This is a genomic window from Actinomyces naeslundii (genome assembly GCF_001956585.1).
Lineage (GTDB): Bacteria > Actinomycetota > Actinomycetes > Actinomycetales > Actinomycetaceae > Actinomyces > Actinomyces naeslundii.
This window is the reverse complement of sequence record NZ_MSRR01000003.1, coordinates 256,512-271,023: the sequence shown is the minus strand read 5'-3', so window position 1 is coordinate 271,023 and position 14,512 is coordinate 256,512. Positions and strand designations below refer to the sequence as shown.

The following is a 14,512-nucleotide window of genomic DNA, read 5'->3' as shown; positions in this document are numbered from 1 at the left end:
CCCGCCGTGAGAATGCCGATGCGCTGAGCCATAGAGCCAAGTATGCCGTGGTCCGGTGCCGCGTACACGCTGTTAGCCTCGGTTAGCCTCGGCCCCCGCGGTCTTTGCTGTGGTGTTTCAGCCGATTCGGACCGACGACGTCGTGTGCGCCGCCAACCGGTATCATCATTATCCTGATCGCGTCCAAGCCGGTGGGAACAATTCGCCCTCCTTCGGTGTTGACGCACCGGTGCCCTTATGCTCCCTCCGAGTCAGGACACCGAGAGAGACGAGCCACGAGGAGGCCACAAGCATGGCAGACCGCGCACTGCGAGGCATGACCATCGGCGCGAAGTCGATGGAGTCGGAGGACGGCGTCGAGTTCGCTGAGCGGATGATCGTCAGCTACGAGTGCCCGATGGCGCACGTCACCAAGATCCCGATGTCCACCGAGGCGGAGGTGCCCCCCACCTGGGAGTGCCCCGAGTGCGGTCAGCCCGCCGCCCGGCGCGGTGAGGACGAGCCCGAGCCCGACGAGCCCAAGAAGACTCCGCGCACCCACTGGGACATGCTCCTGGAGCGTCGCAAGGTCGAGGAGCTCGAGGTCCTTCTCAACGAGCGCCTCGAGGCTCTGCGCAGCGGCGAGGTCTACCGCGAACGGGTCAGCGGCTGAGTCTCCTGAGGGCTACTGAAAACTGCATGGTTCGAAGAGGAAGGGCCGCCCCCAGCAAGGGCGGCCCTTCTGCCGTCGGTGTTGGTGAGGTATCAGGCCATCTGAGTTCAGGAGCGCTTCTGACGGGATGAGGCCGACGGGCGCTGCTGCTGGTAGCCGGCGGCGGCCCGACGGCGCTTGTCCCGGGCCGCGCGCAGCCGGCTTCCGGCGACCTTGGCGGCGTCGAACAGCTGGCCGGAGCGCTTCGCAACGCCCCAGCGCGTCACCAGGGACAGCTCCTCGGTGAAGATGCCGCCGGAGAGCTTGGACTGTCCGGCCTCCCGCTCCAGGAAGGTGATGGGCATCTCCACGATGCGCCCCCCGGCCTCGTCGACGAGCTTGGTCATGTTGACCTGGAAGCCGTACCCGAGGGCCTCAACCTTGCTCAGATCCATGCGGCGCAGGATGGAGGCGCGGAAGACCCGGAAACCGGCGGTGGCGTCCTTGACGCGCAGCCCCAGCATCGCGTTGATGTAGAGGTTCCCGGCCTTTGACAGGGCCACGCGCTTGGCATCCCATCCTTCCGTGGCGCCGCCGGAGACCCAGCGTGAGCCGATGACGAGGTCTGGCTCGTCGGCCATCTCGGCGCGCTGGATGAGCAGCGCCAGGTCCTCGGCGCGGTGGGAGCCGTCGGCGTCCATCTCGATGATGAGCTCATAGCCGGCGGCCAGCGCCCAGGAGAATCCGGCGAGGTAGGCCGGGCCCAGCCCGTTCTTCTCCGAGCGGTGCAGGACATGGATGTGGGAGTCCTCGTCGGCACGGGTGTCGGCGTAGTCGCCGGTGCCGTCGGGGGAACCGTCGTCGACGACGAGAATGTCCGCCTCGGGAGTGTGCTCGCGGACCCGGTCCAGTGCCGTGGGCAGGGACTCGATCTCGTTGTAGGTCGGGATGACGACGAGTGCCTTCACTTCTCTCTCTCCATGGTTGAGCTGCGTGGCACCAAGGCCACCTGAGACACCTTGAGGGTATATGAGATCAGCGGCGACGCCGGTGAACCTGCGCCGCCGTCTTCCTGCGCAGGATACCGATTCCGAGCAGCGCACCCGCTCCGGCCAGGATGATGAGGCCGGGGACGGGGCCGAGGCGGTCGGCGACGGTCTGGGAGCTGCGCAGCGGGACGTCGGCCACGAGGCTCGCCTGCGTGTAGGGCCGGGTGACCTGCTCCACCTTGCCGCGGGGGTTGATGATCGCGGTGTAGCCGACGGTGGAGGCCTGGATGACGCTGCGACCGTGCACCACCGCCTGAACACGTCCCTGGGCGAGCTGCTGGGCGGCCTCGCCGGAGTCGAGGAAGGAGGCGTTGTTGGTCGGGATGACGATGGCCTGCCCGCCCTGCTTGACACCGGTTCGCAGGGCGTCGTCGTAGGCGACCTCGAAGCAGATCCCCATCGCGAGGGTGACCTCGCGGCCCTGGGTGACGGCGGGGACCGTCAGCGTGCTGGGGCCGTTGCCGGGCAGCATGTCGATACCGACTCGGTCGACCTGGGTGGTCAGGCGTCGCACGAGGGAACGGGCGGGAACGTACTCGGCGAAGGGTACGGGCCGGTGCTTGCGGTAGTAGGGATGAACCGTCTGCCCGGAGACGTCTCCGGGATTCCACACGAGGATGTCGTTGTAGCGGATGTCGTCGACGAAGGGAACGGCGCCCACGAGCACCGGTGCCTGAACGGACTGGGCAGCCTTATCGATGATAGTTGCCGAGGCCGGGTAGTCGCGCGGGTCCAGGTCTGCGGAGTTCTCCGGCCAGATGACCATGTCGAGGTTGCCGGGGCCGACGTCGTCGGCCAGCTTCCTCGTGGCCTCAGCGTGGTTGCCGGTCACCTCCAGGGCGCGGTTGAAGGCGTCCTCGAAGTCGGTGGCCACGTTTCCCTGGACGGCCCCGACGCGAATGGTGCCGTTCTCGGCGCGGGTGTCCAGCGGCAACGTCCGCGGCGCAAGGAGCAGGGCCGCGGCGAGTGCTGTGGAGATGAGGACCGTGATGGCGCGGCGCTCAACGATGGATCGAGCCGCGTGCGCGATGCACGCCGCCACCAGTGCCACCAGCAGGCCCACCCCGGCGCTGCCGACATAGGCCGCTGCCGGCAGGACGGGGGCATCGGCCATGGCGAAGGCCAGACGCCCGAAGGGAAAACCTCCCAAGGGCCACACCGAGCGCAGCTCCTCGATCCCCGACCACAGCAGGGCGAAGGCCAGTACGTTGCAGGCTCCTGCGGGTACGCGGCGCAGCAGGTCCTGGCCGCTGGGTGAGCGCTCGGATGAGACCTGAAGCCGTGGGAGGCGGCTCACCAGGGCCCAGGCCCCGCCGAGTCCGGCCAGGTAGAGAGACTCGAAGAGGGTCAGCGCGATCCAGCCGATCGGGTTGCCCATACCCACCATCGTGAAGTGCAGCAGGGGCGTGAACAGTCCCAAGCCGTAGAGCAGCCCCAGTCCGGTGCCCGCCCAGAAGCCGCGGCCACGGATGAGGAGCATGAATGTCCCGACTCCGATGAGGGCCGACCACCACAGATTCATCGGTGGAAAGGCGGCGTAGGTGACCAGACCCGCCAACAGCGCCACAGCCGCGGGGACTGATCGGCGAAGCCGGCCGAGAGACCAGGAACGCAGCCAGGAAGGCAACCGGGAAGGCACTGTCACGCGGTGAAGCATACGGGCAATACGCCGACGCCTCTCCTCGTTCCCGTCCGTAGACGGGCGGAACCGGGCGTGGAGGCGTCAGTCGTTGTGGCGCTCCTGGGTCCCCAGGAGCCGGTGGTACAACGGATGGCAGACGCTCAGGGCGAGTCCCGTGAGAACCAGGCCGACGAGGATGACGCCGAGTGCCAGCGGAGACGCGCCGGACATCGGAGAGGTACCCATCAGGAGGGAGCCCATGACGATGCCCAGCCCCGCACCCCCCAGGACGGCGAGCAGGAGCGGCGTGTAGGCCTCCATCCACATGACGCGCAGGCCATAGCCTGCGGGAGCGCCCATACGGCGCAGGCTGCGGGACTGCTCCGCTCGCTCGATGGTTCCTGAGGCCTGGGTGATGAGGATGGAGGTGGCTGTCAGGGCGAACCCGAAAGCCAGGGTGATGATGGCTCCCTTGTCAACGTCCCACAGGAGGCCGTAGATGAAAGCCTCAGCCGAACTGGCTTCCTTCGCCGTCATGGTGCTCACTCCCAGCGGCATGGGTGACATGAAACCGCCGATGAAGGCCAGTAGCCCCATGGCGGAGACCCGGTGCCACGTCGTGGTGGGTGCGGCCTGGATGCGGCGAGCGGTCCAGCGCATGACCGGGCCGCGCAGGTGTGCGAGCCCTCGGGAGAGCAGCTGCGTGAACCATGACCCGGCCAGGTCGAAGACGGCGATGAGTGCCACGATCATGACGCACACGATGATGAAACGATGCTGCTGCGGTACCGACCTGATGATCTGCGGGGCACCGAACAGCGTCACGAGGAACACGATGACGCGCCAGACGCCGGCGCGCGGTCCGTTGGTCCGTCGTGAGACACCCAGTGGGGAGATCCGCACCTGGCGCAGCCCCCGCCAGGCCGAGATCTGGCCAACCGTGACGACTCCCACCAGGACAACGGCCAGGTACCGCAGCGGCAGCACCATCTCGCCGGCGGTGATCCGGGTTCCCATGACGGTGAGTCCGCCCCAGGCGGGAAGTGTGATCAGGTAGACGGCGGTGCCGATGACTGCGCCTACCACCGACTGGACAAGGGCGTCCAGCAGGGACATACGGGTGACATCGGCCCCGGACAGGCCCATCAGCCGCAGAACAGCCAGGCGCCTTTCACGGCTGCGCGCTCCCAGGACCGCGGCACTGGAGGCCAGCCCCACCATGGCCGGCACCAGCATGGCGCAGGCCAGAATGGACATGCTGAGGTACTGCGATGCCATGAAGTCGAAGCCGTAGCCCGCGTTCTTGGTCGCGTCCACCCACACCGGAATCCGTTCGGGGTGCGTTCCACGGCTGTAGAGCATCCACGTGCCCCCAGCGACGGTCAGGGCCGCGCAGGTGGCTACGGTGTAGGCCAGGACGCTGGCCAGGTACAGCAGCGTCTCCCCCTCGCGGGAGGCGAGCCGTGCACGGGTCAGGCGCGCAGTGAGTCGGGCGAGGACCGGAAGGCCGGGGCGGGAGGAGTCTGCCCTGGGCACGGTGATGGAGCGGGGACCCGCGGTGCTTGAGGCATTCATCGGATCGTCTCCATCCTCGCGGCCTGTGCGGAGCGGTTGGTCGTGTCGATGTTCAGGAGACGGTCGGAGTGGACCAGTCCGTCACGGATCTCGATGAGGCGTGAGCACCAGCGTGCGACATTGACATCGTGCGTCACCACGACCAGCGTCGCGCCGGCCATGGAGACGGCTGCAGTCAGCAGCTGCATCATCTCGTGACCGGTTGCCTGGTCCAGGGCGCCGGAGGGCTCGTCGGCGAAGATGGCGCGGGGACTGCTCACCAGCGCCCGAGCGATCGCCACCCGCTGGGCCTGACCGCCGGACATCTGCGCAGGACGCCGGCCCATGAGGTCTGTCAGACCGAGTCGTGCGAGCATCTCGTCGGCGGCGCGCAGTGCTGACCGCGTCGGTGTGCCGGTAAGCATGAGGGGAAGAGCCACGTTCTCCCGAGCCGGCAGCTCGGGGATGAGCTGGCTGTCCTGAAAAACGAATCCCAGCTCGCGCAACCGCAGGTGGGATCGCTGCGCATCAGTGAGACGGGAGATCTCAGTACCCCCGAAGCCCACGCTCCCCTGGTCCGGGACGAGGACTCCGGACAGGCAGTGCAGCAGGGTCGACTTGCCCGAGCCCGAGGGCCCCATGATCGCGACGCTCTCACCTACGGAGACGTTGATGCTCACGCCGGCCAGAGCCGTCACCGTACCGAATCGTTTGACAATATCGCTGGTGGTGATCAGTGGTGTGCTCATGTCTCTCATTTCATCGTCTTCTCGGCGCGATAGCGATAGTGCTCGCACTGCTGTCGAGGTAGTGCTGGGTATACCTCTTGGTCAGCCGATACCCGGCCTGCCGGCTCAGGTGGACCGGACACGGTACCTTGGGAGCGTGCAGCTCAGGTTCTCTCCGCGGTGGTCCGGCAGGGCCAGGCCCACGCACGAGGCCGTTGCCGCCCGGCGGATCGCCGAGCTGACGGCCTCCCGTCGGGAGATCGTTGCGGCCTACGAGATCGAGCGCCGCCGTATCGAACGCGATCTGCACGACGGCGCTCAGCAACGTCTCGTCGTCGGGCTCATGAAGCTCGGCGAGGCGCAGCTCTCCCCAGCCGTTACCGCGGATCCCGCACTCGCCGCTCTTCTGGCCGAGGCGAAGTCGGCCATTGCCGGCGGGCTCGAGTCGCTGCGCACCACGGTGCGCGGTATCCACCCCCAGGTGCTCACCGACCTCGGCCTGGAAGCGGCTCTGACAGACGCGGTGGATCGGGTCGACAGGACTGGCAGGACCATCAGGATCGTTTGCCCGCACCCTCTGCCGACGATGCCCGAGGGCGTCCTGGCTGCCGCTTACTTCTTCGCTCTGGAGGCGATGACCAACGCGCTCAAGCATGCTCCCGGAGCCGAGATCACGATCCTGCTGACCGTGGATAAGACCCTGAGAGTCTGCGTCGTCGACACCGGGCCCGGCGGAGCCTGCCTCCAGCCGGGTCGTGGCCTGGCGGGTATGAGGGAACGGCTTGCGGCCTTCGGCGGAGAGCTTCTGCTGTCCAGTCCCCCGGGTGGGCCGACCCAGGTCGCGGCGCACCTGCCCCTCCTCCTGGCCCGTGGGGAGAGCGGTACTGGCATCGACAGGGTGGATAGTACGGGTGCCACGACTGGCGCAGAAGGGCAGGAGACATGAGCACGGCCCCCTCACTGGTGCTCGCCGATGACTCGGCCCTCCTGCGTGAGGGGCTGGCGGGCCTGCTGGAGCGCCAGGGCTACGACGTCGTCGCCCGGGAGAGCAGCGCGCCGGCACTCATCCAGCGCATCGACCACCTTGATGGCCAGGGGCGCCTACCCGATGCCGTGATCACCGACGTCCGCATGCCGCCGTCCATGAGGAACGACGGCCTAGAGGCCGCGCTGGATATTCGGCGCTGTCATCCGGCCGTGTCCATCATGGTGCTCAGCCAGTACGTGTCGGCAGCCTATGCCCAGCAGCTCCTCGCCTCCGACGCCCCGGCAGACGCCGGCGGAACGGGCTACCTGCTCAAGGACAGGGTCTCGGAGGTCGCGGACTTCCTGGGCTCCCTGCGAGTGGTCCTGGCCGGAGGCATGGTGACCGACCCGGAGGTGGCCCGGGCCATGGTGCGCAGCTCTCGCTCGGGGCTCGCGGATCTGACGCCGCGCGAGCTGGAGGTCCTCGAGCTCATGGCCCGGGGGCTGTCGAACAGTCAGATCTCGGCTCAGATGGTTGTGTCAGGGGCAGCGGTCGCCAAGCACGTCTCGGCGATCTTCCTCAAGCTGGGGCTGGACCCCTCCGAGGAGAACCGGCGGGTGCGCGCCATCCTCGCCTTCCTCGGTGACGGGCTCAGCAGGTAGTTCTCAGTCGTGAGCCCGGCGGCGGGCCAGGACATGGTGCACGGGCTGCCAGGCCAGGGCCAGCAGGGTGCCGATGATCGCCCCGATGAGGCAGGACATGGCCGTCCCTGTGACCCAGGACAGGATCGGGTTGTGAGTGAGCTCCTCGGCCCATTCAATGGCGTGGTGCAACGGGTGGAAGCCGGCCTTGGCGAGGTTGACCGCCAGGATGTGGCCGCCGACCCACAGCATCGCCACGGTGCCGACGATCCCGATGCCGCGGAACAGCGCCGGGGCCGTCTTGACGATCGCGCGGCCGAGGGAGCGGACGGCGCTCGTGCGGCCCTGGCCCGCCAGGTGCGCCCCGGCGTCGTCGAGCTTGATGAGGGCCGCCACCAAACCGTAGACGGCGAAGGTGATGAACAGGGCGATGAGGACCAGGACGATGATGCGCCGCATGGAGGACTCCCCCTCCACCTCGGCCAGGGCCAGCAGCATGATCTCGGTGGACAGGATGAAGTCCGTGGTGATGGCCTGGCGGATGATCTGGGCCTCGTCGACCGGTCCGGCGCTCTCCTGCGCGTGTGAGCCGTGGCCAAAGCGCTCCAGGATCTTCTCCCCGCCCTCGAAGCACAGGTAGGCGCCGCCGAGAATAAGTGCGACCGGCAGGAGCGCCGGCGCCACTGCCGTCAGCAGCAGGCCGATCGGCAGGATGATGAGGAGCTTGTTGCGCAGCGATCCCAGCGTGATCCTCTTGATGATCGGCAACTCACGGTCTGGGGTGATCCCGGTGACGTACTGGGGCGTGGTCGCCACGTCGTCGACAGCGGCGGCAGAGACCTTGGCCGACGTCTTGACCGCGATGGAGGCCGTGTCGTCGACAGTGGACAGCGTCAGCTTGGCCAGTGTGGCGATGTCATCGAGAAGGGCGAAGAAGCCTGACATAGGGGCATGAGTCCTGTCGTTCGAGGAGTCGGCTGCGACGAGCCTACCCGCCGTGGTGCCCTGTAGGCGGCTGGAGAGTGCACGGTAGACGTCTCACACGGCCGACCAGCTCACCACTCCCCTATTGAGATCCAGGGAGGCCTCGGCGGCCCGCATCGACAGGTCGGTCACGGTCCTGGCCTGCTCGGGAGTGGCGTCCTGCGGTGGTGAGAGGCTCGCGATCTGGCCGACGACGTCGAGCAGCTGCTTGCACCAGCGCACGAAGTCCCCGGCCGTCAGCTCGGTGGCATCGAGGATGTCGGCCAGCTGGGCTCCGTCGCACCAGGCCTGGACAGCCCCTGCCAGCGCGGGCTCCGCGCCGGAGGAGACCTCGATACGGGCCAGGGACTCCAGGTCGTGGATCCGGTGCGAGACCCCCAGCTGTGCGCGCAGGCACTGGCCGAGTCTCGACCCGGGTGAGACCGGCAGCCCGATCGACTGGGCGCTCAGTCGCGGCTCGTAGACGCAGGCGCTCAGCGCACCGGCCAGCTCGCCGGCGCTGAGGCCCTCGAAGACACCTGTGCGCAGGCACTCGGCGATGAGCAGGTCCCGCTCGGCGTAGATCCGGGCCAGCACCTTGCCGGCGCCGGTGACCCTCAGCTCGCGCTCCGGGTGGCCGCGGTCCACGGGCTCCAGGTAGCCCAGCTCGAGCAGTACCTCGCACACGGCGTCGAAGAGGCGGGCGATGGTGCCGGTACGGTTCTCGATGCGCCGTTGCAGACGCTCGGCCTGGGCCTTGGCCCGCGACCACTTGCGGCCGACCCTGGCGTGCTCCTCCCGGTCGGGGCACCCGTGGCAGGGGTGAGAGCGCATCTCGTGGCGCAGGCGCTCTAGGTTCTCAATGGCACTGTCTCGGCGGGCCTGTGCGCGGCTGGAGCGGGTTCGGGTGCGCTTCGTGTCCTTTTCCAGGTCCCCGGCGCGCAGAGCGTCCACCAGGCGCTGGACGAGCCGGTCCCGGTCCCGGGGCCGGTGCGGGTCCACCGACTCGGCCACTCGCAGCGCACCCACGCGCATGACGCCGTCCGGCGCCGTGTCCGGGGTCAGCGCGACCACTCGCGAGTCCTCCCCCAGCACGGTGAGTGTGGGGGTGCCGGTGCGGTCGGCACCCACCTCGAGGACGATGCCGTGCCGGCGACGTCGGCCCTTGCGGAAGACGACGACGTCGCCGCGCCCCAGCGCGCTCATCGCCCGTCCCGTCTCGCTGCGGCGCGCGGCGGCCTTGTCACGCGACAGGTCCGCCTCGGCGTCAGCGATGGCCTGGCGCAGAGCGGCGTACTCCCGGAAGTCGCCCAGGCGGCAGGCCATCTCCTTCTCCAGCCCCTCCAGGCTGCGGCGCTTGCGGCGCGCCTGAGCGGCCAGCTCGACAACGCCGCGGTCGGCCTGGAACTGGGCGAAGGACTCCTCGAGCACCTCACGGACCCGCGCCCGCGGCATGCGCTCGAGCAGGTTGACGGCCATGTTGTAGGTCGGGCGGAAGGCCGATACCAGCGGGTAAGTGCGCCGGGAGGCCAGCGAGGAGACCGTGGCCGGCTCGACGTCGTCGGCGGCTAGGACGACGGCGTGGCCCTCGACGTCGATGCCGCGGCGCCCAGCCCGCCCCGTCAGCTGGGTGTACTCCCCCGGGCTGAGGGTGACATGGGCCGAGCCGTTCCACTTGCGCAACGACTCCAGGACCACCGTGCGTGCGGGCATGTTGATGCCCAGCGCCAGGGTCTCAGTGGCGTAGACGACCTTGACCAGGCCTGCGCTGAAGAGCTCCTCGACCGTCTCCTTGAAGACTGGCAGCAGCCCTGCGTGGTGCGCCGCGACGCCGCGCTCCAGGGCGTGGGCCCAGAAGTGGAAGCCGAGAACCCCCAGGTCACCGGCCGGGATGTCCGCAGTGCGCCGTTCGATCACCTCACGGATCCGGGCCGCCTCGGCCTCGGTGGTCAGGTCCACCCCGGCGCTCACCACCTGGTGAACGGCCTGCTCGCAGCCGGCTCGGGAGAAGACGAAGACGATGGCGGGCAGCAGCCTCGCCTCCTCCAGGGCCCTGACGACCTGCAGTCGTGAAGGCGGCTTCAGCCTGGCAGTGCGGGCTCCTCCCTCACCACGACGAGGGGCGCGTCCGCCTTTTACAGTGCGCTTCCAGGGCTGCGGTCCCCGGCCCGTGCCGCCACGGCTGCGGTAGCTGTTCTTGGATGCGCCGCCGGAGGCTGCGGCACGCCGGGCCTGCTTGACGGCCTTGAGCAGCTCGGGGTTGAGCGGGGGCTGCCCCGTCTGTTCCGACTGGGCTGCCTGCTCCGACTCCGCCGTGTCGGCGGCCTCGGAGGACTCTGCGGCGTCGGCAGGGCGGGAGTACAGGTGCAGGAGCCGGCGACCGACCATCATGTGCTGGGTCAGCGGGACGGGGCGCTCCTCGGAGACGATGACGGCGGTCCTGCCTCGCACCTGGCCGAGCCAGTCTCCGAACTCCTCGGCATTGGAGACCGTGGCGGACAAGGAGATCACCTGGACCTCGGCGGGCAGGTGGATGATGACCTCCTCCCACACCGGCCCGCGGAAGCGGTCGGCCAGGTAGTGGACCTCATCCATGACCACGAAGCCCAGTCGGTCCAGGTCGCGTGAGCCCGAGTAGAGCATGTTGCGCAGTACCTCGGTGGTCATGACCACGACGTCCGCGTGAGGGTTGACAGAGGTGTCGCCGGTGAGCAGTCCCACCTTCTCCTCGCCGTGCCGGGCGACGAGATCCAGGTACTTCTGGTTGCTCAGTGCCTTGATCGGCGTGGTGTAGAAGGTCTTGAGGCCCCGGACCAGGCCCAGGTGGACGGCGAACTCCCCCACCACCGTCTTGCCTGCGCCCGTCGGGGCCGCGACGAGGACGCCCTCGCCTCGCTCGACGGCGGCGCAGGCCTCCTCCTGGAAGGGATCGAGCGGGAAGTCGTATCCCTGGCTGAAGCGGGCGAGCTCACTACCGGCGGCGGCCTGTCGACGACGAGAAGCGGCATAGCGCTCGGCTGGTGAGCTCATGGGGACACCTTACGGGCCGGATCCGCCCTGGGCCGGCAGGAGCAGCTGCACGGCGTCGGGGACCGCCTCGAGGCGCAGGGGCAGCTCGGCCAGCGGCTCACCGTCGGCGAAGGGGTGCGGAGGTGGGCGCAGACCCCGGTCACAGCCGGTGCGCTCGTCCAGAGCCTCAATAGTGACGCTGCGACTGCGCTCGACGTGGACGGCCGGATCGGTCAGGTGCGTGCCCTGGGAGAGCCGACGGAACAGGGCAACCAGGTGGGCTCGGCTCACAGGATCCAGGCGCAGGACCTCCAGCAGGCCGTCGGCGGGGTCGGCCTGGGGCGCCAGGTCCATGCCTCCGCCGACGTAGCGCGTGTTGGCCACCGCCAGGAGGAGCGCCGGTCCTTCCCAGGTGCCCTCGTCGGTGGTGACCCGGTAGCCGTAGGGCGCCAGCACTGCGAGCTCAGCCGCGAGGGCTCGCACGTAGCGTCCTTCGTGGGCTGGCCATGCCAGGGTGTTGGCGCGGGCGTTGACGGCGGCATCCACTCCTGCGCTCACCACAGCCAGGGACCAGCGACGCTGCGGAGCGAGCAGGGTTCCGTCCGGGCGGGAGGCGTAGATCGCGTCGGTCGCCTTGATCGCCCCCTCACCGGACAGTGCCTGGTTGATGAGGCGTGTGGAGGCCGCCGCGTCCCTGCTGGGCAGGCCGAAGTGCCTGGCGATGTCGTTACCGGTGCCGGTGGCCACGATGCCCAGGGGCACGCCTGTCGTGGCGACGATGTCCACCCCCAGATGCACCATGCCGTCCCCGCCGACGACGACCAGCGCCTCAACGTTCCGGCGGGGTCCGTCTCCCAGAAGAGCCCGTCCGGCGTGACGTGCTTGCTCATAGGAGCTGCCACGCACGTGGAGCACCTCGTGCCCGGCCTCGATCAGGACCTGGCGGGCGACGTCGTCGGCGGCCGCATGACGACCCCGGCCTGAGGACGGGTTGGACAGCAGGGCGATGCGCATGACGGAGAATGGTGAGAAAGCAGTGGGAGGAACGATGGAGCCTGACGGTGCCGAGCGCTACTCGGCCAGGGCGGCCTCCAGCTCGGCATCGAGCTGATCGCGCTTCTTCTCCACCCGTTTGTCATGCCGGATGGAGATGAAGCAGGCCAGGAAGTACAGGCCGGTGACCGGAAGAGCCATGAAGATCATGGACCAGGGGTCCGGAAGCGGGTTGGCGAAGGCCATGAAGGTGAAGATGGCGACGACGGCCCAGCGCCAGCCCTTGAGCATCGTGGTGCCCTTCATGAGCCCCAGCATGTTGAGGGCGACGAGGAGCTCGGGCAGGAGGAAGGCGATTCCGAAGACAAGAACCAGCCTCATGACGAAGGCCAGATAGACACCCGCGTTAATAAAGCCCCCGGTAGGTCCACTGGGGATGAAGCTGGTGAGAATGGCAACCGCATGCGGCATGATCCACATTCCCAAGGCGGCGCCAGCGGAGAAGAGCAGCAGTCCCACAACACCGTAGATCCAGGTGTAGGCCTTCTCCTTGCGGGTCATGCCCGGCCCCACGAAGGCCCAGAACTCGTACATCCACAGCGGCGCGGAGAACAGGACGCCGAGCCAGATGGAGACCTTGAGCCTCATATCGAAGGAGGCCAGGACGGTGTCGAAGTTCAGGATGAGGTTGGCGCCGCGGGCATTGGCGGCATCGATCGGCCGGGTGATGAGGGAGAAGGCCTGGTCGTACAGCAGGTAGCCCACAACCGACATCACCAGGACACCCAGGGCCGAGATGAAGAGCCGGTTGCGCAGCTCACGCAGGTGGTCCCCGATGGACATGCGTGCCTCGGGATTGTCCTTGCGCCTCGATCGTTTGATCCGAGGGAGCTTGGGCACCACGGCCTCCTTCGTCTCCAGGTCACCGGCTTTCGCCGGATGACGTCACTTCTGGGAAGAGCCCTCGGTGCTCTGAGCGGTCTGACCGGACTGGGTGGGCTCGGTGTAGTAGGTGCCTTCCTGGGGCTGCTGCTGGATCTGGGCGGCGGGCTTCTTGTCGTCGTCCTCGTCGCGCAGCTCCTTGATCTCCTTCTTGAAGACCTTCATGGACTGACCCACACTCTTCGCGATGTCGGGAAGTCTGCTGGAACCGAAGACAACCAGTACAAGGACAAGCAGAACGATCATGTGCCAGACTTGAAAACGCATGGTGCTACTCCTAGGTGGTCGAGGCTATCGATACGGGCTGAGTGTAGCCTCCTCGGCAGGTGCCTCTGAACGACGGCACCGTCGGTTCCCCCCAAGGCGGACGGAGTCGGCTGCTCCTGGGGCGGCCTCACTCCGCATCAGTGTCATAGGAGTTCAGGGCCTGTTGAGCGGCCTCGGTGGCGTCGTGGGCAAGATCCGCAGGCTCGACGGCGATGAGGTGACGGCCCGCCGAGAGAACCAGTCCGATGAGCCAGACCCGGTCGCGTCCCTCCACGACAACTCTGAGACCACCGTCGACCTCCTCCTGGGAGACGCACGGGATCTGCTCTGCGAGCCAGCGGCCGGTCGGGAGCAGGGTCAGTGTGGCGCGGGGACCCTCCCCTACGGAGCGATCGATGCTGGACCGGTGCTTTCTGCGTGGGGCGCGGTGCCGGACGGAAGGGACGTCGAGAACCTCGACCGACGTGATCCGGTCCAGGCGGAAGCTGCGCTCGGCCTTGGCGCTGAGGCACCAGGCCACGAGGGTCATATGCGATCCGTCACTTTCCAGGGTGATGGGATCGACGTCTCGCTCAGAGGGAGTGTCGGTGGCGGAGACATAGGCCAGGTGGAGCCGGCGCCTGTCCCGCAGTGCGGAGCGCACGGCGGCCAGGACCTGTGCCGTATGGCCGCAGCGGTCGGCATGCTCGGAGACCGGGCCGGTCGACAGGCCGACCCGCACATCGGCCTGCGTGTCGGCGTCGTCAGAAGCACCTGCAGTGAGCAGGTCGGTGACCGCCTGCTGGGTGGAGGCGATCACGGGTGCGGAGGCCTCGTCGTCGGCCAGGAGGTCGGCGAGCACCCTGAGCGCCATGAGCAGAGAGATCGCCTCCTGTCGGGTGAGGCGGACCGGGCGGTCCAGTCCCAGTGGTTCGGACAGGCGCAGGCGTCCGGCCTCGAAGTCGGAGGCGTCGAAGTCCACAAGGTCCCCGTGCAGGCCGCCGGGCAAGCCGGAGACCCACAGCGTGTTGACATCGCGCTCAATGACGGCAGGGGCGACGCCGAAGTGCTCGGCGGCCTCCTTGATGGACACGCCGGGGTTGTCCGCGACCCAGGCGGGCAGGGCCAGTAGCCGCGTGAGCTGGTCGGAGGCGGATACGCGCGGCAT

Annotated in this window: 13 protein-coding genes; 3 read left to right on the top strand and 10 right to left on the bottom strand. The window is 68.3% G+C overall.

The annotated features are described in order from the left end of the window. Positions 1 to 292: 292 nt before the first annotated feature. Complete coding sequence (locus BKH33_RS02140; protein WP_003782601.1) at positions 293 to 652, top strand: RNA polymerase-binding protein RbpA; 360 nt, start codon at positions 293 to 295, stop codon at positions 650 to 652. 107 nt (positions 653 to 759) lie between these two features. On the opposite strand, the gene BKH33_RS02135 is transcribed toward BKH33_RS02140, so the two are convergent. From BKH33_RS02135 to BKH33_RS02120, 4 genes are all read right to left on the bottom strand, one after another. Then, the gene (locus BKH33_RS02135) at positions 760 to 1,599 is read right to left on the bottom strand and encodes a polyprenol monophosphomannose synthase (protein WP_003780386.1); all 840 of its coding nucleotides are present in this window, start codon (positions 1,597 to 1,599) and stop codon (positions 760 to 762) included. Between the two features lie 67 nt (positions 1,600 to 1,666). After that, positions 1,667 to 3,247 (bottom strand): apolipoprotein N-acyltransferase, encoded by a 1,581-nt coding sequence (gene lnt / locus BKH33_RS02130; RefSeq protein ID WP_003780390.1) that lies wholly within the window; start codon positions 3,245 to 3,247, stop codon positions 1,667 to 1,669. 156 nt (positions 3,248 to 3,403) lie between these two features. Next, positions 3,404 to 4,876 carry an FtsX-like permease family protein gene (locus BKH33_RS02125; RefSeq protein ID WP_003780387.1) on the bottom strand — a complete coding sequence of 491 codons (1,473 nt, stop codon included), beginning with the start codon at positions 4,874 to 4,876 and terminating at the stop codon, positions 3,404 to 3,406. Then, positions 4,873 to 5,613 (bottom strand): ABC transporter ATP-binding protein, encoded by a 741-nt coding sequence (locus tag BKH33_RS02120; protein ID WP_076142479.1) that lies wholly within the window; start codon positions 5,611 to 5,613, stop codon positions 4,873 to 4,875. The genes BKH33_RS02125 and BKH33_RS02120 overlap by 4 nt, the downstream gene beginning before the upstream one ends. 127 nt (positions 5,614 to 5,740) lie before the next feature. Here BKH33_RS02120 and BKH33_RS02115 point away from each other — a divergent pair, with 127 nt between their 5' ends. Together BKH33_RS02115 and BKH33_RS02110 are read left to right on the top strand one after the other, a co-directional pair. Then, positions 5,741 to 6,529, top strand: a complete 789-nt coding sequence (locus BKH33_RS02115; protein ID WP_167368369.1) for a sensor histidine kinase — start codon at positions 5,741 to 5,743, stop codon at positions 6,527 to 6,529. After that, positions 6,526 to 7,212 carry a response regulator gene (locus BKH33_RS02110; RefSeq protein ID WP_003780388.1) on the top strand — a complete coding sequence of 229 codons (687 nt, stop codon included), beginning with the start codon at positions 6,526 to 6,528 and terminating at the stop codon, positions 7,210 to 7,212. The genes BKH33_RS02115 and BKH33_RS02110 overlap by 4 nt, the downstream gene beginning before the upstream one ends. Before the next feature lie 3 nt (positions 7,213 to 7,215). On the opposite strand, the gene BKH33_RS02105 is transcribed toward BKH33_RS02110, so the two are convergent. The 6 genes from BKH33_RS02105 to BKH33_RS02080 form a co-directional block, all read right to left on the bottom strand. Further along, on the bottom strand, positions 7,216 to 8,136 hold the full coding sequence (locus tag BKH33_RS02105) for a DUF808 domain-containing protein (protein ID WP_003780393.1): 921 nt from the start codon (positions 8,134 to 8,136) through the stop codon (positions 7,216 to 7,218). Between the two features lie 93 nt (positions 8,137 to 8,229). After that, the gene (locus BKH33_RS02100) at positions 8,230 to 11,184 is read right to left on the bottom strand and encodes a DEAD/DEAH box helicase (protein WP_076142477.1); all 2,955 of its coding nucleotides are present in this window, start codon (positions 11,182 to 11,184) and stop codon (positions 8,230 to 8,232) included. A 9-nt stretch (positions 11,185 to 11,193) separates the two neighbouring features. Then, positions 11,194 to 12,177 carry a diacylglycerol/lipid kinase family protein gene (locus tag BKH33_RS02095; RefSeq protein WP_076074395.1) on the bottom strand — a complete coding sequence of 328 codons (984 nt, stop codon included), beginning with the start codon at positions 12,175 to 12,177 and terminating at the stop codon, positions 11,194 to 11,196. Between the two features lie 57 nt (positions 12,178 to 12,234). Continuing rightward, a complete protein-coding gene (gene tatC / locus BKH33_RS02090; RefSeq protein WP_003782851.1) occupies positions 12,235 to 13,056 on the bottom strand; it encodes a twin-arginine translocase subunit TatC in 822 nt (273 codons plus the stop codon). A 45-nt stretch (positions 13,057 to 13,101) separates the two neighbouring features. After that, a complete protein-coding gene (tatA, locus tag BKH33_RS02085) occupies positions 13,102 to 13,365 on the bottom strand; it encodes a Sec-independent protein translocase subunit TatA (RefSeq protein ID WP_003782853.1) in 264 nt (87 codons plus the stop codon). A gap of 127 nt (positions 13,366 to 13,492) precedes the next feature. After that, positions 13,493 to 14,512: a helix-turn-helix transcriptional regulator gene (locus BKH33_RS02080; protein ID WP_003782847.1), complete on the bottom strand. Its 1,020-nt coding sequence runs from the start codon at positions 14,510 to 14,512 to the stop codon at positions 13,493 to 13,495.

Bases quoted from the DNA above. Each gene is read 5' to 3' on its own strand.
- BKH33_RS02110 (WP_003780388.1), top strand. From the start codon at position 6,526: ATGAGCACGGCCCCCTCACTGGTGCTCGCCGATGACTCGGCCCTCCTG.
- BKH33_RS02080 (WP_003782847.1), bottom strand. From the start codon at position 14,512: ATGCCGCGCGTATCCGCCTCCGACCAGCTCACGCGGCTACTGGCCCTG.
- BKH33_RS02095 (WP_076074395.1), bottom strand. From the start codon at position 12,177: ATGCGCATCGCCCTGCTGTCCAACCCGTCCTCAGGCCGGGGTCGTCAT.
- BKH33_RS02105 (WP_003780393.1), bottom strand. From the start codon at position 8,136: ATGTCAGGCTTCTTCGCCCTTCTCGATGACATCGCCACACTGGCCAAG.
- BKH33_RS02125 (WP_003780387.1), bottom strand. From the start codon at position 4,876: ATGAATGCCTCAAGCACCGCGGGTCCCCGCTCCATCACCGTGCCCAGG.
- BKH33_RS02140 (WP_003782601.1), top strand. From the start codon at position 293: ATGGCAGACCGCGCACTGCGAGGCATGACCATCGGCGCGAAGTCGATG.
- tatA (WP_003782853.1), bottom strand. From the start codon at position 13,365: ATGCGTTTTCAAGTCTGGCACATGATCGTTCTGCTTGTCCTTGTACTG.
- BKH33_RS02120 (WP_076142479.1), bottom strand. From the start codon at position 5,613: ATGAGAGACATGAGCACACCACTGATCACCACCAGCGATATTGTCAAA.
- BKH33_RS02100 (WP_076142477.1), bottom strand. From the start codon at position 11,184: ATGAGCTCACCAGCCGAGCGCTATGCCGCTTCTCGTCGTCGACAGGCC.